We start from the raw sequence: 25629 nt of genomic DNA on the forward strand, positions 1-25629 counted from the left end.
CCTATCCTTTTCCTGTATCTTATGACCTGCGATATGCGCAGTCCTTCTTCTGACACACTTCACAACCTTTGATATGGCAGGAAGTCTCTGTTTCACTGAGACCGATCACTGCCGTCACCGATTTTGACGGTGTCAACATATTGCCGCCGGTAAGTGTCAGCCCGATCTTCTTTGCCGTATCCAGCATACGGAGGATCATATCCTGATGTGCAATATCAAAGTCTCCATATCCAGGACTGAATCTCGGTCTGATATAATAACCCTCTTTCTTCATATCTGCTTCCAGAGCAGTCTGCCATTCATCCAAATATTCTTCCAGCATAGCAGCCGCACACGCCTGAAGTGTTACCACTCTTGCCATATCTCCGATGGAATATTTCCGCAATAGCAGATCAACTTTCGGTCCAAGCGTTGCACCTAGCAGCACTGCTTTTTTACATCCCGTCAGATTTTTATAAAGATTTTTACTGTGGATATCCAGATTTCCCAGAAGGATTCTTCCACTCTCCGGGAATTCTAATTCAAAAATGCGGTAGACGATCCTGCCGCACGCCGCCTGGGAAAGTTCTTCAAAACAGCTTTCCACAAGCTTCAGCGTATGATCATCTACCGCATGTCTGCCATATCCCAAGTAACGAATTGCTTCTTTCGTTCTTGCGTCCATTTTGCTTCCTCTATTTATTCAGAATCTCTGAAAGATTTGCCTGGATTGCCGCAGCAACCTCCGGTTTATTCATAGAATATACGTGAACATGGTTAATGCCATTTGCGAACAGATCGATGATCTGGTCTGTCGCATACGCAATACCTGCCTGCTGCATTGCTTTCGGATTATCTCCAAAGCGATCTACGATTGCTTTGAATCTCTCCGGAAGGTTGGTTCCGGACATAGACAGGATTCTCTTTACCTGATTTGCATTTGTTACCGGCATGATTCCCGGAATAACCGGAACGGTAACACCCTTTTCTCTCGCTCTATAGAGGAAATTATAAAGAATATTGTTATCAAAAAACATCTGTGTAGTCAGGAAATCTACACCACAGTCTACTTTCTGTTTCAGATGTGCAATATCATCCTTCTTATGTTCGGACTCTACATGTCCTTCCGGATAACATGCAGCCCCGATGCAGAAATCTCCCTGACTCTTGATATCCTCGATCAGCTCATATGCATACTGATAATGATTCGGAAGTGGGAATTCACTCTCTTGTGGAATATCTCCTCTGAGAGCAAGGATATTCTCAATTCCTGATGCCTTTAACTGATCGATTACCTGATGCACTTCTTCTTTTGTTGATGATACACAAGTAAGATGTGCAAGGCTTGGTACATTATATTTATCTTTGATATGTGATGCAATCTTTACAGTATTCTTACTGGTACCGCCGCCTGCACCATATGTAACACTCATATATGACGGTTTCAATTCTGCAATTGCTTCTGTCGCCTTTAATACTCCTTCATATGCTGCATCTGTCTTCGGAGGAAATACCTCAAAAGAAAGATGCGGTGTCTTTTCTACTAATATATCACTGATTTTCATATTTTTTCTGTCGTTCTCCTTTAGTCTGTTTTTACATTCCTTCGTATAATTCTTCGTACTGTTTTGCAGAATTCTTCCATGAGAAGTCTTTATTCATGGCACGTTCAACAATCTTGTTCCAGTCACGCTTCTTATCGTAATAGATCTGTTCTGCATAACGTACAGTTGCCAGCATCTCATGTGCATTGTAGTTCATGAAGCTGAATCCTGTACCGGTCTTTTCATACTCATTGTATGGCTCTACCGTATCTTTTAATCCACCTGTCTCGCGTACGATCGGAACTGTTCCGTAACGCAGACTCATCAACTGGCTGAGTCCGCATGGTTCAAACAGGGATGGCATAAGAAATGCATCACAGGATGCATAGATCTTATGGGACATTGCTTCTGAATAATAAATGTTTGCAGATACTTTTCCCGGATATTTCCAGGCAAAATGACGGAACATATTCTCATACTGCTCTTCCCCTGTACCAAGAACTACGATCTGTACTGCATCCTGACACAGTTCATCCATTACATAGGCAACAAGATCAAAGCCTTTCTGGTCTGTCAGTCTGGAAACCACACCGATCATCATGGTCTTCTGGTTTTCCTCCAGACCAAGTTCTTTCTGAAGCGCGATCTTATTCTTGATTTTTTCTTTACGGAAATTGCTGACATCATAATTTCTCTCAATCTTATTATCTGTCAGCGGATTATAATCTTCGTAGTCAATTCCATTTACAATTCCTGACAGACAATTTGCCCTTGCATTCATAAGACCATCCAGCTTTTCACCATAGAATGGTGTCTTGATCTCTTCTGCATAGGAATTACTTACCGTCGTCACTCTGTCTGCATATACAATTCCACCCTTCAGGTAATTTGCATCCTTATATGCCTCCAGTTTATCCGGTGCGAAATAATACTGAGGTAATCCGGTAATATCTCTGACACGCTTCGGATCCCATGTTCCCTGGAATTTCAGATTATGTATGGTCATGACCGTCTTGATTCCACGGTAAAATTCATTGCCATATCTGAAATTATCCAGATAGATTGGAACCAGCCCTGTCTGCCAGTCGTGACAGTGAATGATATCTGGTCTGAAATCAATCAATGGAAGTGCGCTTAATACAGCTTTTGAGAAGAATGCAAATTTTTCAATATCCGCATATATATCACCGTACGGTGCATATCCGTTAAAGTAATATTCGTTATCTATAAAATAAAACCTGATTCCGTCGTATTCCATTTCAAGAACACCTACATACTGCTTTCTCCAGTTCAGATCCATATAAAAATGTGTGTGATACTGAAGTTTTTCTTTCCATTCATCTTTCATGCACATATACTTCGGAAGCATTACACGCACATCGAATTTTTCTTTATCAAAATATTTTGGTAATGAGCCGACAACATCAGCAAGTCCTCCTGTCTTGATAAATGGGACTGACTCAGATGCCGCAAATAATATTTTCTTCATTGCATTTTCCTCCCAACCTTAGAATACTTTATCATTATAACGTATTTTTATTCAGAATAAAAGGGTTGTTTACCGGTTTTTATTTTCCAGACGGATCGTATCTGCGATCAGTGCAATAAATTCCGAGTTTGTCGGCTTACCTTTTCCGTTGCTTACTGTATATCCAAAGAGTTCATCCAGTGTATCCAGTTTTCCTCTGCTCCATGCAACTTCGATTGCATGGCGGATTGCTCTTTCTACTCTGCTTGCCGTCGTCTGGTGCATCTTAGCGATCGTCGGATACAGAACTTTTGTGATTGCATTTAATACATCCATATCATCCACTGCCATGATGATCGCATCTCTCAGGTAATGATATCCTTTGATGTGTGCCGGTATTCCAATCTCATGGATCATATCTGTCACCCTCGTCTCCAGATTATACTCCGGCTTCTTCTGCACTGTGCTTCCGGGTATTGCTTCAGAACTATTCCGCCTCTCTCCTTTTCCTGCATCTTTGATCCGGCTTAAGATCATATCATTGTGAAATGGTTTCATCACATAATAACTTGCTCCTTTTCGGAAAGCATCTTCTGTGATCCGTTCCTGTCCAACAGCCGTTACTATGATAAATTCCGGACGCTTGGTGATCTGGTCATCTGCATTTATTTTTTCCATCACACTTAAACCATCGAGCTTAGGCATGATCAGATCCAGTAGTACTACATCCGGTTCTTTTTCTTTGATCAGATGATACATATCTTCTCCATTATTGGCTTTGCCTATCAGATTCAAATCATGATCCTGCTCTATGATTTCCCCCAGCATATCCAAAATTCTCTCATTGTCGTCAGCGATTGCTACATTAACTTCTCTCATTTTACGTTATGCCTCCTTGTCCCTTAATAATCATGTCGAGTTTTATTATATAATTCCTGCAATTTCCGAACAAGAAAATGTTGTCGTAAAAACCTGACCTGCATCGACAATATTCTGATTATTCTACATGTTTCAGCATATTTTCGATAAAAATCCCATATCCCCTTGCAGGATCATTGACGAATACATGGGTGACTGCACCAGCGATTTTCCCGTTCTGAAGGATTGGTGCCCCGGACATTCCCTGTATGATTCCGCCTGTAATCTCAAGAAGTTCCGGATCTGTCACCTTGATCTCCAGACCTTTATTTTCTTCTTTTGTATGTTTGTCGGTTTTTGTTATACGAATTTTGTATTCTTTTACTTTTCCTTCTACACAGCATCGTATAACCGCATCTCCTTTTTTGATCTCATCCGTTGCCATAATGCCGACCGGCTCTGTATTCCGGAACAGGTTGTCTGTACGTTCAAGGGTTCCGAATATCCCACAATCTGTATTTTTATCAATAGTTCCCAGAACATTATACCGGTTATAGACGATGATTCCTTCTATCCCGCCCGGTTCCCCTCCTGCTCCTTTCTGGATACTGCGAATGCTGGTCTCGTAGACCCTTCCGTCTTTAATCTCCATCAGAGTGTTCGTATCTGTGTCATGGATTCCATGCCCCAATGCTCCAAAACGACTGTCCGTGTTCAGAAATGTCACAGTTCCAAGCCCCTGTGCATTGTCCCTTACCCATATTCCCAGCATGTACTGATTCTTTTTATTCCGCACCGGTTTTATCTTCACATCCAGATACCCGGAATCTCTCCTGAGCTTTAGGACCACCTCTTCCGCATCCAGCTTTTTTAATGTGTCCTGCAGCCTCTTTTTATCGGCAATCTTCTTTCCGTTACATTCCACTATATAATCCCCGGCTTTCACAAGATGCCTGGCCGGTTCTGTCATTTTCCCATCCGCTCCGGTAATCTTCTCTGTACCTAAGACCATGACCCCTTCCGTCTCCAGATAGATCCCAACCGGCATTCCTCCCGGGATCACAGTGTCCGAAGAAACCGTATCTGCACTTACTTCTTTTTTTCTCCCCTGTTCCTGCCGCTTTGTAATTTCATATCCTGCATAACCAAGGACAGATAACACAAGCAGCACAAGCAGGAATCTACGATACCAGTATTTTCTCATATTCCACACTCCATCCTGTCTTTTGTCTGCACAGCAATAAAAAAACAGACACTCTGTTACAAATGTCTGTCTTAGTATATGGTATTTCAGAAAAAATACTCTGGATCTTTACGTTTTTTATTTCATCTGTGATGCCAGATTTTTCATCTCTCTGGCACTTTGCATCACCGTATCTGTGATCCTGGCTCCGCCAAGGATCCTTGCAAGTTCTTCCACGGAATTTTCTTCATTCAATGGATAGATCTGCGTTCGTGTCACGGCATCTTCTGTCTTTTTTTCAATCAAAAAATGCCGGTCTGCCATAGCTGCGATCTGCGCCAGATGCGTAATACAGATCACCTGGTGTTCTTTTCCGATCAGTGCCATTTTTTCCGAAACCTTCTGAGCAGTACGTCCACTGATCCCGACATCGATCTCATCAAAGATCAACGTCTCGATCTCATCTTTGTCTGCCATTACCGCTTTGATCGCCAGCATAATTCTGGAAAGTTCCCCGCCGGATGCCACTTCTGTCAGCGGCTTCACCGGCTGTCCCTGATTAAGCGAGATCCTGAATTCCACATCATCGATGCCATCTTTGGCATATTCTTTCTTTTCCGCAAAATGTATCTCAAACTGTACCTGTTCAAAATTCAGATCTTCAAGACCTTTCTGAATCTTTTTTTCAAGCATTTTAGCCTTCTTCTGCCGCAGTGCCGAAAGCTTTCCTGCCAGTTCCAGATACTTCTGCGACAACTGCTCACAGGATTTCTCCAGTTCCTGCATATAAGTATCATAATTTTCCAGAATCCCGATTCGTTCTTCCTGCTTCTTACAGTATGCCATGATCTCTTCATAAGAATTCCCATACTTTGTCTTCAGATGATTGATCTCGTTCAGCCGCTTTTCTGTCTCATAGAATTCTTCATCCGAGAATTCACAGTTTTTCTGATATTCTGCCAGTTCATGATTAAAATCATTCAGCAGATTGTCTACATCCGCCAGCTGGGTATATAACTGTGACAGCTGCTCATCGGCATCCACAGCTTCCGACAGTGTTCGGAGTGCCCTTCCAAGCTTTTCGCTCGCACTTTCCCCATCTTCACCCGTATACTGGTAGCATTCCGCAACACTTTGGGCAATCTTCTTTCCGTTACACATGCGCCGGTAACATGCTTCCAGTTCTTCATCTTCGTGCTCTTTTAATTCTGCCCGGACGATCTCATCCACTTCAAACTTAAGAAAAGCCAGTTCCTTTGCCCGCTCGGATCCATTTGTTCCTACTTCCGACAGTTCTCTTATTTTTCCTTTATACTGCTGCCATGTTTCCGCCACTTTTTCTTTCTGCTTTTTCGTTTCTTCTCCGGCAAATGCATCCACTATTGCCAGATGATTCTTTTTATAAAGCAATGACTGATGTTCGTGCTGTCCGTGAATATCGATCAGGATGGCGGATACTGCTTTAAGCGTCGCCATCTGCACCGTCTCTCCATTGATCTTGCTGACACTTCTTCCTTCCATCAGCCTTCTCTGAAGCGTAACAAACCCGTCCTCCGGGTAAACATCCAGTTCTTTTAATCTGCGGATCTGTCGTTCACTTTCTACCGAAAATGTCAGTTCTACCAGTCCGTATCTCGTTCCCTGTCGGAGGATATCTTTCGTGTATCTCCCGCCAAGAGCAAGATTGACCGAGCCAAGAATGATCGACTTCCCGGCACCGGTCTCTCCAGTTAATATGTTCAGTCCTCTGCCGAACTCTACTTCGATCTCATCGATCAAAGCCAGGTTTTTCACATGTAAATACTGTAACATGCATCCTCCTATAAGATAATCTTGCTAATCTTGTCCATTACTTTTACCGTGTCATCCACACTTCGGATCGCACACATGATCGTATCATCCCCTGCAATACTTCCGACAATCTCATTCCATTTCATTGCATCCAGTGCCGCACATACCGCACTTGCCATTCCCGCTACTGTCTTGATCACCAGGATATTCTGCGCCATATCCATGGACAGATATCCTTCTCTTAAGACACGGATATATTTTTCACTCATTGCACTCTCATGATGCTGATGCAGTGCATATCTCTGCTTGCCGTTCTCAGACGGTATCTTTGTAAGCTTCAGGTCCCGGATATCTCTGGATACCGTTGCCTGTGTTACTTTAAACCCTTCCCGGTTCAGATATTCTGCCAGTTCTTCCTGCGTTTCAATATGATATTTGTTGATCAGTTCTATGATCTTCGCATGTCTGTTTACTTTCATCTCATCAATTTCCCTTCATCTTTCTCCGTAATATTTCCAAAAAACTGATTTTATTGATCTTCATTATCTTTGTCGTCTTTTCCGCCTTACAGATTGTCAGCTTATCCCCGGTCTGGATCGGCACACTGGTCGCACCGTCAAATGTGACCAGTACTTTTTCGATATTTCCTCTTCGTCCTTCCCCGATCTCAATTACGATCTCATCGTCTGAAGACAGAACAATACTTCTTGTATTCAATGCATGAGAGCAGATTGGTGTGATCACGGTAAGTGACGCTGTCGGTTCCACGATTGGACCTCCAGCCGACAGATTGTATGCCGTAGATCCGGTCGGTGTGGATATGATAATTCCATCCGCTTCGTAAGAATTCAAAAGTTCCCCGTTTACAAACAATTTGAAATAAATAATGCGCAGGTCATCGCCCCTTCGCGACACAACAATATCATTTAGCGCGACATCCTTTTTCCCATCCTGAAATGTTCCTTCTAACATCATGCGTTCTTCATACAGATAATCCCCCTGCAGCATCTGCGTGATATCTTCTTCCAGATTATTCACTTCTACTTCTGTAAGATACCCAAGCGTTCCCATATTGATACCCAAAATTGGAACATCTCTTTTCCAAAGTGTTCTTGCCACTTCAATCAGACTTCCGTCACCGCCGATCACGATCGCACAGTCTATCATGTCCGGAATCCGTTCCCTGATAATATTCTTTTCTGCATCCTTTTCACACAATGCACAGTTTCTTCCTGCTATCTCCAGCAATTCTTTTACTTTTCCTGTCACCGCATGATTCGTATCTTTCCCGTCATTGGTAACGATCCAAAACTTTTTTAACATCTGCCTCTAACCTTTCGCAAGTGTAGCAAACGACAGATCTACCGTCTTTTCGACATCGATCTGCGGCGAGATTCTGTCAGTCGCTTCACATTTCTGTAAGTGGACCAGATATTCGATATTACCTTCCGGTCCTTTGATCGGAGAAAATTCCAGATTCAGCACTTCAAATCCAATAGACATTGCATAATCGATCACTTTATGAATCACTTCTATATGTGTACTCTTCTCACGTACAACGCCTTTCTTTCCAACCTTTTCCCTGCCTGCTTCGAACTGCGGCTTGATCAATGCTACGATCTGTCCTTCATCCGTCAGATAATTACGGATGGGAAGCAGTACTTTCGTAAGTGAGATGAAGGATACGTCAATGGATGAAAACTGCACCGGTTCCCCTATATCTTCCGGTGTCACATAACGGATATTCGTCTTTTCCATACACACTACGCGTGGATCCTGTCTTAATTTCCAGTCAAGCTGTCCGCGTCCCACATCAATCGCAAATACCTTTACCGCGCCATTCTGCAGCATGCAGTCTGTGAACCCACCCGTAGAAGAACCTACATCCGTACATACTTTTCCTTCTACGTTCACATCAAAGTTCTTAATTGCTTTTTCCAGTTTCAGTCCTCCGCGGCTGACATACGGAAGCGTATGTCCGCGTACTTCGATCATAGCTTCTTCCGGAAAAGTAGTCCCAGCCTTGTCTTCTTTTTGCCCATCTACATATACGATTCCGGACATAATGATGGCTTTTGCCTTTTCTCTGGAAGCTGCCAGATTTCTCTTTACCAGTAATACGTCTAATCGTTCTTTCATAATCTCTCCTGTTATCTATCGTGTCACATATCTATAATGTCTCATATAACTTACGGATCTTCGCTGTCATGGTCTCTACATCCAGACCAGTCTCTTTGCGCAGAACCTCCACATTGCCATGCTCTATATATTCATCCGGAAGTGCCAGGATCTGCACTCTCGCATCCGAACCCGTCCTCATCAGATACTCTGTTACATGTTCACCGAATCCGCCGGATCTTACATTTTCTTCGATCGTAACGATCAGCTTGTGCTGCTCTGTCAGGTGATCCAGCATCTCTGTATCCAGTGGTTTTACAAATCTTGCATTGACCAGTGAGCAGTGATATCCGGCTTCTTTTAACTGTTTTCTGACCTCCAGCGCCTCGCCAAACATATGTCCGACAAAGATCACTGCAATCTCCCGTTCTTCGTATAGCATTTCACTCTTTCCGTATACTACCGGACTTCTGAATTCCGGACAGGCATCGCATGCACTGCCTCTAGGATACCTGATGGCTACCGGACCATCATATGCGATACCGAATCTTATCATATCAGCCAGTTCCCATTTATGCTTCGGCGACAGTACAACCATATTAGGGATAGTGCTTAAGTAGGACAGATCAAAGATTCCCTGATGGGTTTCCCCGTCGTTTCCCACCAGACCTGCACGGTCTACTGCAAACATTACCGGAAGATTCTGAAGTGCCACATCATGGATCATCTGGTCATATGCCCTCTGTAAAAATGACGAATACACGGCGAATACCGGCTTTATTCCACCTGCTGCGAGTCCCGCCGCAAATGTCACTGCATGTTCTTCTGCAATTCCCACATCAAAAAAGCGATCCGGATATTTTTTCCGGAATCTTGCAAGTCCCGTGCCGTCTTCCATTGCTGCTGTGATCGCTGCCAGCTTATCATTTCTTGCCGCCTCATCGCACATTACTTTACAAAAAACATCTGTATACGTATCTTTCTTTTTCGGGTTTTCCGGTTCTCCCGTCTCTACCCGGAACGGTCCGATTCCATGGAATTTTTCCGGCTTTTCTTCTGCCGGCCCGTATCCTTTTCCTTTTTTGGTAATTACATGAAGCAATACCGGTCCTTCAATCTTTCTTGCCTCTTTAAATGCACGTACCATCGTCGGGATATTATGCCCCTGGATCGGCCCTAGATAGGTGATCCCCATGTCTTCAAAGAACATCCCCGGAACGATCAGCTGTTTGAGGCTGCTCTTGGTCTTGCGGATACGCTCGATCACAGGATCTCCCACGACCGGAACGTTATGCAGTACATTTGTTACACCTTTTTTCAGATCTGTATAGAAGTCCGCCGTACGCAGCTTTGCCAGATAATCCGACATTCCTCCAACGTTTTCCGAAATAGACATATGATTATCATTCAATACAATGATAAAATTCTTTTTAAGCGTGGATGCATTATTCAGTGCTTCATATGCCATCCCACCTGTCAGCGACCCATCTCCGATTACCGAGATCACACTGTAATCTTCCCTCTGCAGATCTCTTGCGCACACATACCCAAGCCCCGCCGAGATAGAAGTAGAGCTGTGTCCGGTGTCAAATGCATCGCATGCACTTTCTTTTCTCTTCGGGAATCCGCTCATTCCGCCATATTTTCTCAGGTCATCAAATCCGTCTTTTCTTCCGGTCAGGATCTTATGTGTATAGGACTGATGTCCTACATCCCATATGATTTTATCCTTCGGCAGATCAAAGACCAGATGCATTGCCATTGTAAGTTCTACTACGCCGAGATTCGATGCCAGATGTCCTCCGGTTTTACTGATCTTCTCGACCAGGAACTTTCGGATCTCCTGTGCCAGTTCCGGAAGTTCTTCCGGCTTCAGATCTTTTATATCATTTGCTTTTTGAATTCTTTCTAACATAACAAGGTATCCCCTTTATCTGTCTCTGTGAATCAGCTGTATCAGTAACTGTTCCAGATACGCATTCTCCCCTGTAAACTGATGAAGCAGTGCAATTGCTTCATTCGATAATTCTTCCACTTTCTTCTGTGCCTGTTCAATTCCCAGAAGTGTTACATAAGTGGTCTTCTGATTCTTCTCATCACTGTGGATCGGCTTTCCAAGTACCTCTTCTGTACTCGTCACATCCAGAATGTCATCCTGGATCTGGAATGCAACACCTACATAATGTGCAATCTTTTCTACGCTCTGTATTTCTGCATCCGAAGCACCACCGAGGATTGCGCCGATCATCATTGCACATTCGATCAGAGCGCCCGTCTTCAGTTCATATATGGTATCCAGCACATCTTTTGAAACCGCATGTCCGGTCTCTTTTACATCGATCACCTGCCCGCCGATCATTCCATAGATACCTGCTTTTCTCCCAAGGACAGTAAGTGCACGCCCAATCTTAAGACTTTCTTCCGGAGACTGCTCAAATGCCCGGAATGCTGTCTCAAATGCGTAATTCAAAAGTGCATCTCCTGCCAGGATTCCCATATCTTCCCCGTATACAATGTGTGTCGTCTTTCTGCCTCTGCGGTACTCATCATTATCCATTGCCGGAAGATCATCATGCACCAGTGAATATGTATGGATCATCTCAAGTGCTGCCATAAAAGGCTTTAATGTCTCCGGTTCTTCTCCAAAAAGTCTGCAGGTCTCCTGCATCAGCATCGGCCGGAGTCTTTTCCCGCCTGCCATCAGACTGTACTCCATTGCCTCCATGATCACCTTCTGATATCCTTCTGCCTCCGGAAGATATCGTTTCAGGATTTCTTCGATCTCTGCCACTTTCGTTTTCATCTGTATTGTAAATTCTTCTTTAGAATTCATGTTCCTCACCCTCTTCATCTAATAACAGCATCTTCTTTTCTACTTTATCGATCTTGCTGTTACAGGCTTTCAGCATATCCATGCCCTGATGATACAGCTGAAAAGATTCCTCCAGTGAAATCTCTCCTTCTTCCATCTTTTTTATCGTCTGTTCCAGATCTGAGAATATCTCCTCAAGGCTCTGTTCTTCCAAAGATTGTCCTTTTTTTTCCGCCATTTGTTTCTCCTGGTATCTGTCTGTTCTATTTGTTCCGTGCTTTGCACCGGCATCATTTATATCTCATACGTCTTATTCTGCACAGCTTCTACGGATGTCTGAATCAGTCCGTCTGTCACATACACCGTCAGTTCATCACCTTTTTTTACTTGCCGGATACTCTTTATCACACTGCCATCCGCTTCTTCTACATAAGAAAATCCCTGATTCAGCTTCCGGATCGGAGACAATCCATTCATCTTCTCGATCTGGATCGCCAGACGGTATCTTGCTTCCTTCACACGGTCATTCATCATCTGACGGAGTTCATCTTCCAGCTCAGCCAGCCTCTGCTGCTGTTCCTGTAACTTATGACGCGGATGCAGATAAGAAAGTCTGGTCTCCATCTCTTTCAGCCGCAGCCGGTTCATACGGACGGCTCCTGCTACACTCCGATTCATACGCAGACGGCATTCTGCCAAATAATTCTCCACCTGTCTGTAATCCCACACTGCAAGCTCCGCAGCCGCCGAAGGTGTCGGGGCACGTAAGTCTGCCACGTAATCTGCGATTGTCACGTCTGTCTCATGACCTACCGCCGATATCACCGGAACCGTACAGTCGAAGATTGCCCTTGCCACTTTTTCTTCATTAAAGGCCCACAGATCTTCGATCGAGCCGCCGCCTCTTCCAATGATGATCACATCTACTTCTTTCATCTCCAACATACGGATTCCCCGCACAATGGACTCTTTGGCGCCTTCTCCCTGCACCTGAGCCGGATAAAGAATCAGCTGTACATACGGATTGCGTCTCGCAGATATATTCATGATATCCCGGACTGCAGCTCCCGTCGGCGCAGTCACAACACCGATCCGCTTTGCATATGCCGGAATCTGTTGCTTATATTCGGGTGCGAACATTCCCATCTCTTCGAGTTCCTGCTTCAGCATCTGGTACTTCTCATAAAGTGCTCCTTCTCCATCCAGCCGGATCTCATTCGCATAAAGCTGGTAAGCGCCGGTTCTTTCATAGACATTTACGGAACCAAGCACAATGATCTGCTGTCCTTCTCTCATATGAAAAGAGAGCCCGCCTCGCTGCCCCGCAAACATGACACAGGCAATCGTTCCGGACTCATCCTTTAATGAAAAATATATATGTCCCGATGTGTGATACTTACAGTTAGAAACTTCTCCCTTTACATAGATACGGTTCAGCATAAAGTCCTGGGTGAACATATTCTTGATATATGCATTCACCTGTTTTACTGTATATACATTTCGAGCCATTTCCTACCTCTGATTAATCTGCAAGCTTTGCCAATACTCCATTTACAAATGATGCACCGTCTTCACTGCTGTATTTCTTTGCAAGATTGACAGCTTCGTTGATTGCAACACCTGTCGGGACATCCTCGTCCCACTTCATCTCATAAACCGCAAGTCTCAGAATTGTAAGATCTACCTTGTTCATACGTCCTGTCTTCCATCCGGTCGTATGCTCATTGATCATTGCATCGATTTCATCAATCTTCTCTACAACTTTCTGCGCTTTTTCACTGATATACTGCATATCTTTTTCTGTGGCGCCCTCGATCTGTTCAAAATACAGTTCTGCCTGTGTTCCCTGTTCTGCTTCTTCGTTAAAATCAGCACCAAATATCAACTTAAAGATATGTTCTCTCTGCTCTGTTCTCTTCACTTATGCTTCCTCCGGTATCTCGACTCCGGCAACGCGGATGTTCACATCTGCCACCTCAAGTCCTGTCATATTCTCAATTGCAGTTTTTACCTTTTCCTGCACTTTAGAAGTGATGTCTTTGATGCTGTAACCATAATTCAGGTTCAATGCCAGGGATACCGTTACGATCCCGTCCAGCACATCTACTTTTACACCTTTAGATAGAGACTTCATTCCAAGTTTGCTGATCAGTTCTCTTGTCGCATTTCCCGCCATAGAAGCAACACCTTCTACTTCCATTGCAGCAAGACCTGCGATAATCGCTACAACTTCATCTGCAATCTTGATCTCTCCAAGATTTTCATCTGTTTTTATTGTATACGTATTTTTTTCTTCTTTACTCATATTCTAAGCGACCTCCCGTCTGGTTTTTCACTGTCTTTTATTATAACAAACTTATATACATTTGAAAACCCCCAGTCATCCCGGGAGTTTTATTTCTGCTGATATTTTTATGATCTGCCGAACTCAGTCAGTTTCAGTCCTTCATTTCTGTCTACCGTCATACGGATGCTCCATTCATTGACAAATAACAGAAGCGGACGTCCCTTCAGATCTTTTACCTTTTTCATATCCGAAGTTCCGGTCAGTTTATCCAGATCAATTTCTTCATTTTCAATCCAGCGGATGTACTCATATGGCAGATTTTCCAGACGGATCTCCACGTTATATTCGTTCTCCAGACGGTATTTTAACACATCAAACTGAAGCACTCCGACAACACCGACAATGATCTCTTCCATACCGGTATTGTATTCCTGGAATATCTGTATTGCACCTTCCTGGGCAATCTGGTTGATTCCCTTAATGAACTGCTTTCTCTTCATAGTATCAACCTGGCGCACACGTGCAAAATGCTCCGGCGCAAATGTCGGGATCCCTTCATATGTGAATTTATCCTGTGCGGTCGTCAGTGTATCTCCGATTGAAAAGATTCCCGGATCAAATACACCGATGATATCTCCGCCGTAAGCTTTACTGATCATCTTACGCTCGCTTGCCATCATCTGCTGCGGCTGGGAAAGACGTACTTTCTTTCCGCCCTGCATATGATATACATCCATACCGGCTTCGAATTCTCCGGAGCAGATACGCATAAATGCAATCCTGTCCCGGTGCGCTTTATTCATATTCGCCTGGATCTTAAATACAAATGCCGAGAAATCTCCTTCTTCCATCGGATCGATCGGACCTCTGTCAGATGTTCTCGGAAGCGGTGATGTCGTCATCTGAAGGAAATGCTGGAGGAATGTCTCCACTCCAAAGTTGGTAAGCGCAGATCCAAAGAAGACCGGTGAAAGTTCTCCCTTGCTTACCAGTTCCTGGTCGAATTCTGCTCCGGCACCATCCTGAAGTTCAATCTCTTCTTCCAGCTGCACTCTCTGATCATCTGTGATCAGCCACGAGATCTCCGGATCATTGATATCTACCTTCTTTACTTCTCCCTGCGTCGTTCCCTTTTTTGTATCCGAGAAGATTTCCACCTTTTTACTTGCTCTGTCATATACACCTCTGAACTCTTTACCTGAACCGATCGGCCAGTTGATCGGGCATGTTGCAATTCCAAGTTCATTTTCAATATCATCCAGAAGTTCAAATGTATCCATTGCTTCACGGTCCATCTTATTGATGAATGTAAAGATCGGGATATGGCGCATCGTACATACTTTAAACAGCTTTCTCGTCTGTGCCTCGACACCCTTGGATGCATCGATAACCATCACCGCAGAATCTGCTGCCATCAGGGTACGGTAAGTATCCTCCGAAAAGTCCTGATGCCCCGGTGTGTCCAGGATATTGATACAGTATCCGTCATAATTAAACTGCAATACGGAAGAAGTAACCGAGATACCTCTTTCTTTCTCAATCTCCATCCAGTCAGAAACCGCATGCTTTGCAGTTGCCTTTCCTTTTACGCTTCCCGCCTGATTGATGGCACCTCCGTAGAGAAGGAACTTCTCTGTCAGTGTCGTCTTACCTGCATCGGGATGTGAGATAATTGCAAATGTTCTTCTTTTCTTTATCTGATTCTTTACTTCATTCGTAATCTGTGACATATATTATACACTCCTAATTTATAGTATATCCGTTTATAGGCACTATTAATCAGTATAACATATGTCTTTAAAATGCTCAAACATATTTTTCCTGTATTTTCAAGGTTTTCCCTTGTTTTCTGCAGCTTACTTCGAATCCGCATTCACCGGATTGATCACAATATTCTGTGCTGCCACCCCCGTCTTTCTGGTCACAATATCTTCGATCTGCGCACGGTTTGCATCACTTAACTCGGAAGCTCCTACGATCACATCTGCCTGATCATCCGTGATGCTCACAACGGAATTATGAAATCCTTTGGCTGCCAGGAGTGACTCTGCAGCCGATTCTTTTTCTGCGGTCTCCGTCATCTGCACCATCTGGTTCACGGCTTTTTCTTTTTCTTCGGCGCTGAGATTCTTATTATCGATAATATTCTGTAATGTTTCTTTATTCTTAGAGCGCACCTGTTCCCTGCTCACCTTTGCCTGCGACACAACCGAACTTACTGATCCATTTGTAAGGACTGCTTCTCCGGGTGTTCCGTCTACACTTCCGTCATCTGTACTTCCGGCATTGCTGTCTGCGCCGCTGCCGGAATCCCCCTCCTGACTTTTCATATCTCCGGATGACACCGATGCATCTTCATCGGAAATATCCAGCAATTCCTTGTTTGCGAGTTCAGAATTGGTCTCCTGTGTCTTCGTCTTGTTCGGAAATAATTTGCCCGAGTAATTCATATACCCTGCGGCTGCGATCATCACTGCCAGTGTTGCGATCACAATCTGATTCTTCTTTGCAATCTTTTTCAATGTTATGCCCTCCTGTCCGTTTTACACTGCTTTAATTCATCTGCTTTTTCATTATTCTAATCTTATGCGGTTCGATATCAAATAATGCCTGGACCGCACTGCTGATATTTTCTTTCACCACTGCATTCCCGCCTCCATCTGCGATCACGACCACACCTTCGATTTCGGGACTTAATTCTTTGCTTACATATGGAGATCCGCTACCCTGAGTAGTGCTGTCACTGTCACTTGCATATACCGTATTTTCTTTTTTGGATGCCTTTGACGACTGTCTGGTTCCACCCTGGCTGTCTTCTTCCGTCACCGTTTCCTGATCCGATTCTGTATCCTTATCCAGCACCTTTTCTGCTGAAGATTTCAGTGTGATCATCACCTTTACTTCTCCGGCTCCTTCAATCTGCGATAAGATCCGACTCAGGCGGTCTTCCAGATAGGTAGTATACGCTTCTTCGTCTGTCCCATCAGATGTCCCCCTTACAGTTTTTCCTGTATTGCCGTCTGATGCGGACGAAGCATGTTCTTTCGTCTTTCCTGCCGGAACTGCGATCACCATCAGAAGAATTCCTGCAAGAAGCAGAATCAGGAGCTGATCTTTTTTTAAATTTTTAAACGAAAACTTTTTCCAGTTTGTAAGTTTGTTCGGAAACAATTCACTCAGATTCTTTGCCGATTTCAATCTGCTCCACCTCGATTCTTCTGTTCTGGCTTGTATTTTCATCATTCTGTCCATCTATCCTGAGAATCTCTTCCTGAACTTTCTGACTTTTTTCTTCCAGTTCACTGACCTGAATCTTATATACACTGTTATGATAAATTTCTTCAAATGCGGTTCTCTTATCCAATAATTCCAATACCGGAACAACCAACATTGCTGTCAGAATCAGTCCCAGAACGAAACGGACATATTTTTGAAACCCATGATCCGGCAGCATCTGTAAGATCATGCTTCCAAGCACTGCAAAAAATGATAACTTTAAGATCCAGTTATAGATAAACTCCATCTGTCCCGCTCCTTTTTGGTCATGCATTCGTCACCGCCGCCACGATTGCGATCGTCAGCAGAAATAACACTCCCACAGTAAATACAATCTGCATCAGTATCTGACATCCTTCTCCTACCGCTTCTACGCAGCCCGTGACACGTTCATCCGACACCGGCTGGATCATGGCAGCCGCAAGCTTATAAAGAAGAGCTGTTCCCGCAGTCTGGACTAACGGTATGACACACAGGGCAATACAGATCACCGCTCCTGCCATCCCGATTCCATTCTTTACCAGTACTGCCGTTCCAAGCGCCACCTCCGTCATTCCGCCCAGGAGATTGCCTATTCCCGGGATTGCCTCTGCACCTTTCAGTACGGTGCTTCTTTTCACCGTATCGATCGCAGGACTGATCATTCCCTGGATCAGGTTCGCACCGATGACACACGCAAGTGCTGTCTTAAGCGTCCAGCGGATGACAATTTCCAGAAATTCCGATAATTTCTCCAACATATCTTCCGGTCCCAGAAAATTCAAGATACGGATGATCATATATACTCTCACCATCGGCAGCAGTACATTTTCGATTATGATCTCAACCGCATAGATTAAAAACAGAACAAGATTGTAAAATGCCACCCCGGTCACACTTCCCTTCGCCACTGCAACCGCCAGAAAATAAACCGGATAGAATACTCCCATAAAAGCAGTGATATTCCGTATCCCGGATTCCACCCACTTAAGAACCACATCAAAAGCAGCGACCGTCAGTGCCGCCAATAACATGTAAATCATATAGAATCCGACACTTGCCACCTGTCGGTTCTGAAGGGTACCTGCAAACTGATTCATGAATGCTGCAATCATTGCAATCAGCAATATATGTATCAAATTCTTTTTGCCCGTCTGAAGCAGATAAAACATCTGCTCCCTGACGAATTCTGAAAGAAGCTTTGCAGATGCCTTCAGATTTCCGGTTAAGATTTCCGATATTACTTCTTTAAATATGATCCGTTTTTCAGGGAACAGAGACTGTAAGGAATCGTCAATTTTGCCGTATTCAAATTCTGAGAGGATGCTTTCTTTTATTTTCTGTTGTTCCTGTTCTGGATCCGCCGCATAACAATATGTAACTCCAATATCTTCCAACGCCGAAAACAATAGCAAAAATATTAAGACGCACCCGATATAAATACCCGTTATTTTTTTATATCCCGCACTACATCTCATACCAGAAATCCCCGTATCGTCTGCAAAAGCGCACTTAACACCGGAAGACTTAACACCAGGATTGTAATCTTGGCGAACACTTCGATCTGTAATGCAATCGTCTGATACCCCGCATCTTTACATATTGCCGAAGAAAATTCGGCCGCATATGTAATCCCAAGAATCTTCCACAATGTTTTCCAATAATCATTGCCAGGCCCGGCAACGCTGTTGATCTCATTCAACACATCTTTGATCAGTCTGATCTTCCCAAGCAAAGTGGCAAAGATCAAAAGACCAAGGACAATACTGATATAGATGCCATATTCGGATTTACCACTTTTGAACTGCAAAGCCAGAAGAACTCCTGCCACTCCCAGTATTCCGATCTGCAGCATACTCATATGTTCCGCCTCCCATCCCATATAGCACATACTTCTCAGACATCACACATTTTATAACGAGAACAGATCCTGGATGGATTCAAACAGATCATAGATATATGGCACGATCCAGAATAAAACCAGTAAAAGTCCTGCCAGACTGGTCAAGAATGCCTGTTCTTCTCTTCCGCTGTGCTTTAACACCTGACAAAGTATGGATACAAGAATCCCTACCGCCGCAATTTTAAATATCAGATTCACACTCATATACTGCCTCCTATTTTTTACAGGAGGATAATTGCCAGAAATATGCCTCCGGTCACTCCGACACACTGGTACAGACGGATTCTCTCCTTCTGCTCCGTTCTCATGTCCTCCATTTTCTGTTCCATTTGTTCCAGGTACAGATCCAATGTCTTCACCTGCATCTCGATATCGATCGTTCCCAATTCACTGCCCAGGCGTATCAGACTCTCCGTCATATCCTGTGGGATTCCGGTTTCCGCAAGATATTTTCTCGTCTCTTCTTCCCATATTCCCGCCAGACTTGTACCCTGTCTTTTCGTCAGCCTCTCGCACAAAGAAAGCAGCCACATCTTATACGGTTCCTGCGCTTCGCTCCCTACATGCAGAAACGCTTCCGGAAGCACCTGTCTGGAATAACGGATCTCACTTCTGATCCGAAAAATCAGTTTTCTCAGATATCGCATCTGTCTGTAACACTCTTCTATTTTTGCAGCCTGCAACATTCCCCAGCCCCCGCCTGCAAGAATGACCATGACTGCCCCGATTCCTTTTATCATTTCGCCATTTCCATCATTTCTTTGTATAGAAGGCTTCCCCTGTTATCAAAGATTCCTTCGATCTGTCCCACGTGTGCGTCATTTCCAAGTAAAATATACCGTTCGAACCTTCCTTCTCCGATCATCCGGTTGAACAGTGGTTTTTTCCTAAGTTCTTCCATTGACTCTGCATGTACGGTCGCCAGCATCTTACATCCACAGTGCATGGCATATTCTATAGCATGTACATCTTCCGGTGTCCCAATCTCATCCACAGCGATCACCTGCGGTCCCATTGAACGGATCAGCATGATCATCCCTTCTGCTTTCGGGCACCCATCCAGAATATCCGTACGGATTCCAAGATGATTCTGCGCCACACCCATATAGCAGCCGCCAATCTCCGAACGTTCATCCACCACACCTACCGCAAGTCCCGGAAGCCAGGAATTTCCTTCCGATATCTGACGAATCAGATCTCTTAACAGTGTCGTCTTACCACATCCCGGCGGCGATACGATCAATGTATGACATAACAACCGGTTACATACAATATAGGGAAATACCGCATCGGCGCATCCGATCATCTCATGTGCCACACGGATATTTACCGAAGAAATGTATTTCAGGTTCTTTACCTTCCCATTTTCCATAATAGCCTGTCCCGACAATCCCACTCTGTGTCCTCCTTCGATCGTGATAAATCCCTGCCGCATCTCCTGCTCGCACGCATATAGGGAATAATTACTGATGTATTCCAGCATTTCGCGGATATTATCTTTCGTCACCAGGTATGGCCGTCTGGCTTTCGCTCCGGGAATAACTTCTGTGTCATGATACAGGAAGATCAGCGGCTTTCCCTCCCGGAGACGGATCTCCTGTAAGTATTCGAACTCCAGCTTTTCCTTTTGTATAATACTTCTGACATCCCATGGCAGGACTTTTAAGATTGTATCTTCTTTCATGTTCATCACCTCTTTACACCCATGTATATGTGGATGGGCGGAGATTATGACTGGTATTTTTCCAGAAACACAAAAAAGCCTCGGGTTTCCACTACCGGAAATCCGAGGCTTTCACATAACATCTGATATTAAATTATAATCTTATTCCGCTACATCCTTCATAGAGAATGAGATTCTTCCCATCTTGTCCTTGCCAAGGCATACAACCTTAACAACATCGCCAAGTGTGAGAACGTCTTCTACACGATTCACTCTTTCTTTGGAAAGCTTAGAAATGTGTACCATTCCTTCTTTTCCAGGTGCGAACTCAAGGAATGCACCGAAGTCTTTGATGCTGACAACTTTTCCTTCCAGAACCTGTCCGGCCTCAAAATCTGTGACGATGATGTGGATCATCTTCTGTGCTTCTTCCATACCTTTGGCATCTGTTCCGCAGATAGATACGGCACCATCATCTGTAATGTCGATCTTCACACCTGTCTGCTCGATGATCGCATTGATTGTCTTTCCACGCTGTCCAACAACATCACCGATCTTCTGTGGATCGATCTGCATCTGAATGATCTTCGGAGCGAATTCTCCAACCTCTGCTCTTGGAGCATCGATTGCTTTATTCATAACTTCATCAATGATGTAAAGTCTTGCTTTTCTTGTCTTAGCAATAGCTTCTTCAATGATCGGTCTTGTCAGTCCGTGGATCTTGATATCCATCTGGATCGCTGTGATACCTTTATGTGTACCGGCTACCTTGAAGTCCATGTCTCCGAAGAAGTCTTCCAGTCCCTGGATATCTGTAAGCACCAGATAATCATCGTCTGTATCACCGGTAACAAGTCCACATGAGATACCTGCTACTGCAGCCTTGATTGGTACACCTGCTGACATCAATGACATAGAAGATGCACATACACTTGCCTGAGATGTAGAACCGTTAGATTCGAATGTCTCAGATACAGTACGGATCGCATACGGGAATTCTGCTTCGCTTGGAAGTACCGGAAGCAGCGCACGCTCTGCCAGTGCTCCATGTCCGATCTCGCGACGTCCCGGTCCTCTGGATGGCTTTGTCTCACCTACAGAGTATGATGGGAAGTTGTAATGATGCATATATCTTTTGACTGTCTCTGCTTCATCCAGACCATCCAGTTTCTGAGCTTCAGAAAGTGGTGCTAATGTACAGATATTGCAGATCTGTGTCTGTCCACGAGTGAACATTGCAGAACCATGTACTCTAGGGATCAGGTCAACTTCTGCTGCAAGTGGTCTGATCTGGTCGATCTCTCTTCCGTCCGGACGTTTGTGGTCTTTTAAGATCATCTTACGTACCGTCTTCTTCTGATACTGATATACAGCTTCAGGAAGAACTGCAAGCCACTCTTCATTTTCAGCAAATGCTTCTTCTAATTTTTCTGTTACGGCGCGGATATTCTCTTCTCTTGTCTGTTTGTCATCGGAGAATACTGCTACTTCCATCTCTTCCGGAGTAACGATCTCTTTGATTGCTGCAAAGAGTTCTTCCGGAACTGCACAGCTTTCATATTCGTGTTTCGGTTTTCCGCATTCTGCCACGATTGTATCAATAAATGCGATTACCTTCTGGTTTAATTCATGCGCAGCAAAGATCGCATCGATCATCTGCTGCTCAGGAACTTCGTTTGCTCCTGCTTCGATCATGATGACTTTCTCTTTTGTCGAAGCAACCGTTAAAGCCATGTCAGATACTGCTTTCTGAGCTGCTGTAGGGTTGAATACGAATTCGCCGTCAACCAGACCTACCTGTGTAGTAGAGATTGGTCCGTCAAACGGGATATCAGAGATTGTTGTTGCGATTGCTGCACCAAGCATAGCTGTAAGCTCCGGTGAACAATCCTGATCGACAGATAATACAAGGTTCTCCAGTGTTACATCGTTACGGTAATCCTTCGGGAACAGTGGTCTCATCGGACGGTCGATCACACGACATGTAAGGATTGCATTCTCAGATGCTTTTCCTTCTCTCTTATTGAATCCCCCAGGAATCTTTCCTACCGCATACATTCTTTCATTGTATTCAACGCTCAGTGGGAAGAAATCGATTCCGTCTCTTGGCTTCTCTGAAGCAGTTGCTGTACACAGTACAGTTGTATCACCATAATGCATTAACACAGCACCATTTGCCTGTTTTGCAACTCTGCCGACATCAACTCTTAAGGTTCTTCCGGCGAGTTCCATCTCAAATGTTTTATACATAAATGTGTTCTCCTTTATTTTTTCTTTTGTGGTTCAAGATCACCCCGAAACTACTGAAAAACACATTTTTATATCAAATATACTTTTCAGTGGTCTCGGTGAAGTTTTCCCAATCCACAATCCTATTTATTATAGCATACACTTTCACAAAAAGCTATACCCAAAATCGTTCACATAATCTGCCGCCGATGACTTCTATTGCTTATTCCGACAATGAAAAAGGGACATCCTTCCGAATGTCCCATAAAATCATGAATTATTTTCTTAATCCAAGTTTCTCGATCAATGCACGATATCTTTCGATGTCTGTCTTCTTCAGGTATGCAAGAAGTCCTCTTCTCTGTCCTACCATCTTAAGAAGTCCTCTTCTTGAGTGGTGATCCTTTGGATTAGCTTTGAAATGATCTGTAAGATCATTGATTCTTGCTGTCAGGATAGCGATCTGTACTTCCGGTGATCCTGTATCTCCTGCTGTTCTGCCATACTGTGCTACGATCTGTTCTTTCTGTTCTTTAGAAATCATGTTTGTTTCCTCCTGTATTCTCTTAAATTAAAACGCCTGATATTAAGTAACGGTTGGAGTTTCCAGTTACCGAACACCGGCTTCAACGTTACTTAGTATATCATATGAACTTCCCTGTGTAAAGAGAAATTTATACAATTCCAAAATATTCCATTCCCTTTGCAATATCCTTATCAATCTGTTCTTTCAGTGCTCCGATTCCATTGAATTTTTGTTCCGGTCTCCGGAATTCCATCAGACTGATCCGGACTTTTTCTCCGTATGCATTTCCCGAATATCCAAAAAGAAACGCTTCGATCAACAGCTTCTTCTCTTCCGTTACAGTGGGCTTAATACCGACATTTGCAATCCCCGGATAGGTCTTGTCCTGTACATCAATCTTACAGAAATAGACTCCGTGTGCCGGCACGATCTTCCCGTCAGGCCATGCAACATTCAGTGTCGGAAATCCGAGCGTACGGCCAAGCTGTCTGCCATGTTCGACCATCCCCTCTACTTCAAATGGATAACCAAGCAGCTTTTCTGCCAGTCCCACATCTCCGGCTTTTACCACTTCTTTTACATAAGTACTGCTGATGATCCGGTCATGATAACGTTCTTTTTCTATGACGATCAGCTGATAGTCATATTGATCTGCATATTCCGCCAGCATATGCACATCCCCGCGTTTCTCGCATCCGAATGTAAAGTCTGTTCCTACCACAACATATTTGGCATGAAAAAGATCATGAATGATCTCCTGTATAAAATCCTCCGCACTTTTCTGACGGAAAGATTCAGTAAACGGGCATTCGATCAGGTAATCGACTTCGTCTTTCACCCTTTCCTGCCGTTCTTCCCCGACCATCAGAAGTTCCGGAGTAATCCCTCTTTCCTTCCATAGCGGTCTCATGTCAAACGAACATACGATGCTGTTAATATTCTCCTGTTCTCCTAATTCACGAACTTTTGTCACAAGCACCTGATGGCCTCTGTGTAATCCATCAAACTTTCCAAAAGTCACCGCTGCCCTGCCGCTTCCGTTATATTCCGCAAGCTCCCTGATATACTGCATAGTCTTTTCTTCCTCGTTTACTCGTTAAAAAACATCTTGACGATGTGATATTTTTTTTCTTTTTCTTTCCATTGATAAATAGCAATGAATTTACCTGATTCCTCATACAGACGCACCTGTCTGTCTGCCTCCTGTCTGTCTGCCTCCTGTCTGTCTGCGTCTTTCAACATCTTCTCATCCAGCGGATTCCCGTTTTTTGCAAATGCTTTCCAGTCATCCTTCACTGTGATCTTTGGATATAACGGGAACATTTCATCAATCGGCACCAGAATCTCCTCAAGCATTCCTTCCTGCTTTAATGCTCCGATTTCTTCCAGTGTCTTTGCATCCTTTATCTGAAACGCCGATACTCTTGTACGTATCAGTGATTCCATACATCCGCCACATCCAAGCTGTTCGCCGATATCGTGGCAAAGAGTCCGGATATAGGTTCCTTTGGAACAGGATATCTCCATACGAACACGCGGAAGATCCATTTCTATGATCCGGATATCCAGGATCTTCACCGGACGGGCTTTTCTTTCTACAACCTTTCCTTCCCTGGCAAGCTCATATAATTTTTTCCCGTTTACCTTAAGTGCCGAATACATCGGTGGAATCTGATCATAGTCTCCGATAAAGCTTCTGATCACTTCTCTTACTTTATCTGCTGTAAGTGTTTCCGTACTTCTTTCTTCCAGAATCCTGCCCGTAACATCCTGTGTGTCAGTTGTCATACCGAGAAGCATAACTGCCTCATAAGTTTTATCCTTATCCGTCAGAAGATCACAAAGCTTGGTTGCTTTTCCCAAGCAAACCGGAAGAACACCTGTCGCATCCGGATCAAGTGTTCCGGTGTGTCCGATTTTTTTCTGTCCCACGATCCCACGGAGTTTTGCTACTACATCGTGGGAAGTGAACCCTTTTTCTTTATACACATTAATGATTCCGTGTATCATAGT

28 protein-coding genes are annotated in these 25629 nt (G+C 44.0%); all 28 read right to left on the bottom strand.

The window, feature by feature from the left end; translation table 11 throughout:
- Nucleotides 1–19 precede the first annotated feature (19 nt).
- The 28 genes from NKF87_RS07360 to truB all read right to left on the bottom strand — a co-directional run bounded on the left by NKF87_RS07360 (nt 20) and on the right by truB (nt 25626).
- Entirely contained in the window at nt 20–664 is a 645-nt protein-coding gene (locus NKF87_RS07360) for a vitamin B12 dependent-methionine synthase activation domain-containing protein (RefSeq protein WP_055214113.1), read from the bottom strand.
- Between the two features lie 10 nt (nt 665–674).
- Nucleotides 675–1544, bottom strand: a complete 870-nt coding sequence (metF, locus tag NKF87_RS07365; protein WP_055283472.1) for a methylenetetrahydrofolate reductase [NAD(P)H] — start codon at nt 1542–1544, stop codon at nt 675–677.
- A gap of 31 nt (nt 1545–1575) precedes the next feature.
- On the bottom strand, nt 1576–3012 hold the full coding sequence (glgA, locus tag NKF87_RS07370; protein WP_055283470.1) for a glycogen synthase GlgA: 1437 nt from the start codon (nt 3010–3012) through the stop codon (nt 1576–1578).
- Nucleotides 3013–3081: 69 nt separating this feature from the next.
- Nucleotides 3082–3870, bottom strand: coding sequence for a sporulation transcription factor Spo0A (gene spo0A / locus NKF87_RS07375; RefSeq protein WP_118224097.1), 789 nt, complete (start codon nt 3868–3870; stop codon nt 3082–3084).
- Nucleotides 3871–3988: 118 nt separating this feature from the next.
- Nucleotides 3989–5053 carry a SpoIVB peptidase gene (spoIVB, locus tag NKF87_RS07380; protein WP_028085763.1) on the bottom strand — a complete coding sequence of 355 codons (1065 nt, stop codon included), beginning with the start codon at nt 5051–5053 and terminating at the stop codon, nt 3989–3991.
- A gap of 117 nt (nt 5054–5170) precedes the next feature.
- Complete coding sequence (gene recN / locus NKF87_RS07385; RefSeq protein ID WP_253583354.1) at nt 5171–6844, bottom strand: DNA repair protein RecN; 1674 nt, start codon at nt 6842–6844, stop codon at nt 5171–5173.
- 8 nt (nt 6845–6852) lie between these two features.
- Nucleotides 6853–7302 (bottom strand): arginine repressor, encoded by a 450-nt coding sequence (argR, locus tag NKF87_RS07390; RefSeq protein ID WP_028085765.1) that lies wholly within the window; start codon nt 7300–7302, stop codon nt 6853–6855.
- A gap of 4 nt (nt 7303–7306) precedes the next feature.
- Nucleotides 7307–8146 carry an NAD(+)/NADH kinase gene (locus NKF87_RS07395; protein WP_117597424.1) on the bottom strand — a complete coding sequence of 280 codons (840 nt, stop codon included), beginning with the start codon at nt 8144–8146 and terminating at the stop codon, nt 7307–7309.
- A gap of 6 nt (nt 8147–8152) precedes the next feature.
- A complete protein-coding gene (locus NKF87_RS07400) occupies nt 8153–8962 on the bottom strand; it encodes a TlyA family RNA methyltransferase (protein WP_055283458.1) in 810 nt (269 codons plus the stop codon).
- Between the two features lie 31 nt (nt 8963–8993).
- A complete protein-coding gene (gene dxs / locus NKF87_RS07405) occupies nt 8994–10856 on the bottom strand; it encodes a 1-deoxy-D-xylulose-5-phosphate synthase (RefSeq protein WP_253583355.1) in 1863 nt (620 codons plus the stop codon).
- Nucleotides 10857–10871: 15 nt separating this feature from the next.
- Entirely contained in the window at nt 10872–11774 is a 903-nt protein-coding gene (locus NKF87_RS07410) for a polyprenyl synthetase family protein (RefSeq protein WP_253583356.1), read from the bottom strand.
- Nucleotides 11764–11991: an exodeoxyribonuclease VII small subunit gene (xseB, locus tag NKF87_RS07415; protein WP_028085770.1), complete on the bottom strand. Its 228-nt coding sequence runs from the start codon at nt 11989–11991 to the stop codon at nt 11764–11766. The genes NKF87_RS07410 and xseB overlap by 11 nt, the downstream gene beginning before the upstream one ends.
- A gap of 56 nt (nt 11992–12047) precedes the next feature.
- On the bottom strand, nt 12048–13262 hold the full coding sequence (gene xseA / locus NKF87_RS07420) for an exodeoxyribonuclease VII large subunit (protein ID WP_253583357.1): 1215 nt from the start codon (nt 13260–13262) through the stop codon (nt 12048–12050).
- A 13-nt stretch (nt 13263–13275) separates the two neighbouring features.
- Nucleotides 13276–13674: a transcription antitermination factor NusB gene (nusB, locus tag NKF87_RS07425; RefSeq protein ID WP_028085772.1), complete on the bottom strand. Its 399-nt coding sequence runs from the start codon at nt 13672–13674 to the stop codon at nt 13276–13278.
- Nucleotides 13675–14058: an Asp23/Gls24 family envelope stress response protein gene (locus tag NKF87_RS07430; protein ID WP_055283448.1), complete on the bottom strand. Its 384-nt coding sequence runs from the start codon at nt 14056–14058 to the stop codon at nt 13675–13677. It lies immediately after the preceding gene.
- Nucleotides 14059–14165: 107 nt separating this feature from the next.
- Entirely contained in the window at nt 14166–15770 is a 1605-nt protein-coding gene (locus NKF87_RS07435) for a peptide chain release factor 3 (RefSeq protein ID WP_028085774.1), read from the bottom strand.
- A 126-nt stretch (nt 15771–15896) separates the two neighbouring features.
- Nucleotides 15897–16562 carry a SpoIIIAH-like family protein gene (locus tag NKF87_RS07440; protein WP_028085775.1) on the bottom strand — a complete coding sequence of 222 codons (666 nt, stop codon included), beginning with the start codon at nt 16560–16562 and terminating at the stop codon, nt 15897–15899.
- Between the two features lie 31 nt (nt 16563–16593).
- Nucleotides 16594–17238, bottom strand: coding sequence for a stage III sporulation protein AG (locus tag NKF87_RS07445; protein ID WP_319017371.1), 645 nt, complete (start codon nt 17236–17238; stop codon nt 16594–16596).
- Entirely contained in the window at nt 17213–17590 is a 378-nt protein-coding gene (locus NKF87_RS07450; RefSeq protein ID WP_044924172.1) for a stage III sporulation protein AF, read from the bottom strand. Before NKF87_RS07450 ends, NKF87_RS07445 begins: the two co-directional genes overlap by 26 nt.
- A complete protein-coding gene (locus NKF87_RS07455; protein WP_253583358.1) occupies nt 17583–18773 on the bottom strand; it encodes a stage III sporulation protein AE in 1191 nt (396 codons plus the stop codon). Before NKF87_RS07455 ends, NKF87_RS07450 begins: the two co-directional genes overlap by 8 nt.
- Nucleotides 18770–19156, bottom strand: a complete 387-nt coding sequence (locus tag NKF87_RS07460) for a SpoIIIAC/SpoIIIAD family protein (RefSeq protein ID WP_118308912.1) — start codon at nt 19154–19156, stop codon at nt 18770–18772. Before NKF87_RS07460 ends, NKF87_RS07455 begins: the two co-directional genes overlap by 4 nt.
- 51 nt (nt 19157–19207) lie before the next feature.
- On the bottom strand, nt 19208–19402 hold the full coding sequence (spoIIIAC, locus tag NKF87_RS07465) for a stage III sporulation protein AC (protein WP_028085779.1): 195 nt from the start codon (nt 19400–19402) through the stop codon (nt 19208–19210).
- Nucleotides 19403–19419: 17 nt separating this feature from the next.
- The gene (locus NKF87_RS07470) at nt 19420–19938 is read right to left on the bottom strand and encodes a stage III sporulation protein AB (protein ID WP_028085780.1); all 519 of its coding nucleotides are present in this window, start codon (nt 19936–19938) and stop codon (nt 19420–19422) included.
- Nucleotides 19935–20882 (bottom strand): stage III sporulation protein AA, encoded by a 948-nt coding sequence (spoIIIAA, locus tag NKF87_RS07475; RefSeq protein ID WP_028085781.1) that lies wholly within the window; start codon nt 20880–20882, stop codon nt 19935–19937. The genes NKF87_RS07470 and spoIIIAA overlap by 4 nt, the downstream gene beginning before the upstream one ends.
- Nucleotides 20883–21023: 141 nt before the next feature.
- Nucleotides 21024–23111 carry a polyribonucleotide nucleotidyltransferase gene (locus tag NKF87_RS07480; protein ID WP_118224107.1) on the bottom strand — a complete coding sequence of 696 codons (2088 nt, stop codon included), beginning with the start codon at nt 23109–23111 and terminating at the stop codon, nt 21024–21026.
- 256 nt (nt 23112–23367) lie between these two features.
- The gene (gene rpsO / locus NKF87_RS07485) at nt 23368–23634 is read right to left on the bottom strand and encodes a 30S ribosomal protein S15 (protein WP_006427570.1); all 267 of its coding nucleotides are present in this window, start codon (nt 23632–23634) and stop codon (nt 23368–23370) included.
- A gap of 130 nt (nt 23635–23764) precedes the next feature.
- Nucleotides 23765–24688, bottom strand: coding sequence for a riboflavin biosynthesis protein RibF (gene ribF, locus NKF87_RS07490; RefSeq protein WP_253583359.1), 924 nt, complete (start codon nt 24686–24688; stop codon nt 23765–23767).
- Between the two features lie 17 nt (nt 24689–24705).
- Entirely contained in the window at nt 24706–25626 is a 921-nt protein-coding gene (gene truB, locus NKF87_RS07495; RefSeq protein WP_253583360.1) for a tRNA pseudouridine(55) synthase TruB, read from the bottom strand.
- Between the last annotated feature and the right edge of the window lie 3 nt (nt 25627–25629).

The sequence above is a fragment of the Dorea longicatena genome (genome assembly GCF_024168045.1).
GTDB lineage: Bacteria > Bacillota > Clostridia > Lachnospirales > Lachnospiraceae > Dorea_A.

What these genes read in the sequence shown, in the direction of transcription:
- NKF87_RS07360 (WP_055214113.1), bottom strand. Translation starts at nt 664, where the DNA reads ATGGACGCAAGAACGAAAGAAGCAATTCGTTACTTGGGATATGGCAGA.
- metF (WP_055283472.1), bottom strand. Translation starts at nt 1,544, where the DNA reads ATGAAAATCAGTGATATATTAGTAGAAAAGACACCGCATCTTTCTTTT.
- glgA (WP_055283470.1), bottom strand. Translation starts at nt 3,012, where the DNA reads ATGAAGAAAATATTATTTGCGGCATCTGAGTCAGTCCCATTTATCAAG.
- spo0A (WP_118224097.1), bottom strand. Translation starts at nt 3,870, where the DNA reads ATGAGAGAAGTTAATGTAGCAATCGCTGACGACAATGAGAGAATTTTG.
- spoIVB (WP_028085763.1), bottom strand. Translation starts at nt 5,053, where the DNA reads ATGAGAAAATACTGGTATCGTAGATTCCTGCTTGTGCTGCTTGTGTTA.
- recN (WP_253583354.1), bottom strand. Translation starts at nt 6,844, where the DNA reads ATGTTACAGTATTTACATGTGAAAAACCTGGCTTTGATCGATGAGATC.
- argR (WP_028085765.1), bottom strand. Translation starts at nt 7,302, where the DNA reads ATGAAAGTAAACAGACATGCGAAGATCATAGAACTGATCAACAAATAT.
- NKF87_RS07395 (WP_117597424.1), bottom strand. Translation starts at nt 8,146, where the DNA reads ATGTTAAAAAAGTTTTGGATCGTTACCAATGACGGGAAAGATACGAAT.
- NKF87_RS07400 (WP_055283458.1), bottom strand. Translation starts at nt 8,962, where the DNA reads ATGAAAGAACGATTAGACGTATTACTGGTAAAGAGAAATCTGGCAGCT.
- dxs (WP_253583355.1), bottom strand. Translation starts at nt 10,856, where the DNA reads ATGTTAGAAAGAATTCAAAAAGCAAATGATATAAAAGATCTGAAGCCG.
- NKF87_RS07410 (WP_253583356.1), bottom strand. Translation starts at nt 11,774, where the DNA reads ATGAATTCTAAAGAAGAATTTACAATACAGATGAAAACGAAAGTGGCA.
- xseB (WP_028085770.1), bottom strand. Translation starts at nt 11,991, where the DNA reads ATGGCGGAAAAAAAAGGACAATCTTTGGAAGAACAGAGCCTTGAGGAG.
- xseA (WP_253583357.1), bottom strand. Translation starts at nt 13,262, where the DNA reads ATGGCTCGAAATGTATATACAGTAAAACAGGTGAATGCATATATCAAG.
- NKF87_RS07430 (WP_055283448.1), bottom strand. Translation starts at nt 14,058, where the DNA reads ATGAGTAAAGAAGAAAAAAATACGTATACAATAAAAACAGATGAAAAT.
- NKF87_RS07435 (WP_028085774.1), bottom strand. Translation starts at nt 15,770, where the DNA reads ATGTCACAGATTACGAATGAAGTAAAGAATCAGATAAAGAAAAGAAGA.
- NKF87_RS07450 (WP_044924172.1), bottom strand. Translation starts at nt 17,590, where the DNA reads ATGCATGACCAAAAAGGAGCGGGACAGATGGAGTTTATCTATAACTGG.
- NKF87_RS07455 (WP_253583358.1), bottom strand. Translation starts at nt 18,773, where the DNA reads ATGAGATGTAGTGCGGGATATAAAAAAATAACGGGTATTTATATCGGG.
- NKF87_RS07460 (WP_118308912.1), bottom strand. Translation starts at nt 19,156, where the DNA reads ATGAGTATGCTGCAGATCGGAATACTGGGAGTGGCAGGAGTTCTTCTG.
- spoIIIAC (WP_028085779.1), bottom strand. Translation starts at nt 19,402, where the DNA reads ATGAGTGTGAATCTGATATTTAAAATTGCGGCGGTAGGGATTCTTGTA.
- NKF87_RS07470 (WP_028085780.1), bottom strand. Translation starts at nt 19,938, where the DNA reads ATGATAAAAGGAATCGGGGCAGTCATGGTCATTCTTGCAGGCGGGGGC.
- spoIIIAA (WP_028085781.1), bottom strand. Translation starts at nt 20,882, where the DNA reads ATGAAAGAAGATACAATCTTAAAAGTCCTGCCATGGGATGTCAGAAGT.
- NKF87_RS07480 (WP_118224107.1), bottom strand. Translation starts at nt 23,111, where the DNA reads ATGTATAAAACATTTGAGATGGAACTCGCCGGAAGAACCTTAAGAGTT.
- rpsO (WP_006427570.1), bottom strand. Translation starts at nt 23,634, where the DNA reads ATGATTTCTAAAGAACAGAAAGAACAGATCGTAGCACAGTATGGCAGA.
- ribF (WP_253583359.1), bottom strand. Translation starts at nt 24,688, where the DNA reads ATGCAGTATATCAGGGAGCTTGCGGAATATAACGGAAGCGGCAGGGCA.
- truB (WP_253583360.1), bottom strand. Translation starts at nt 25,626, where the DNA reads ATGATACACGGAATCATTAATGTGTATAAAGAAAAAGGGTTCACTTCC.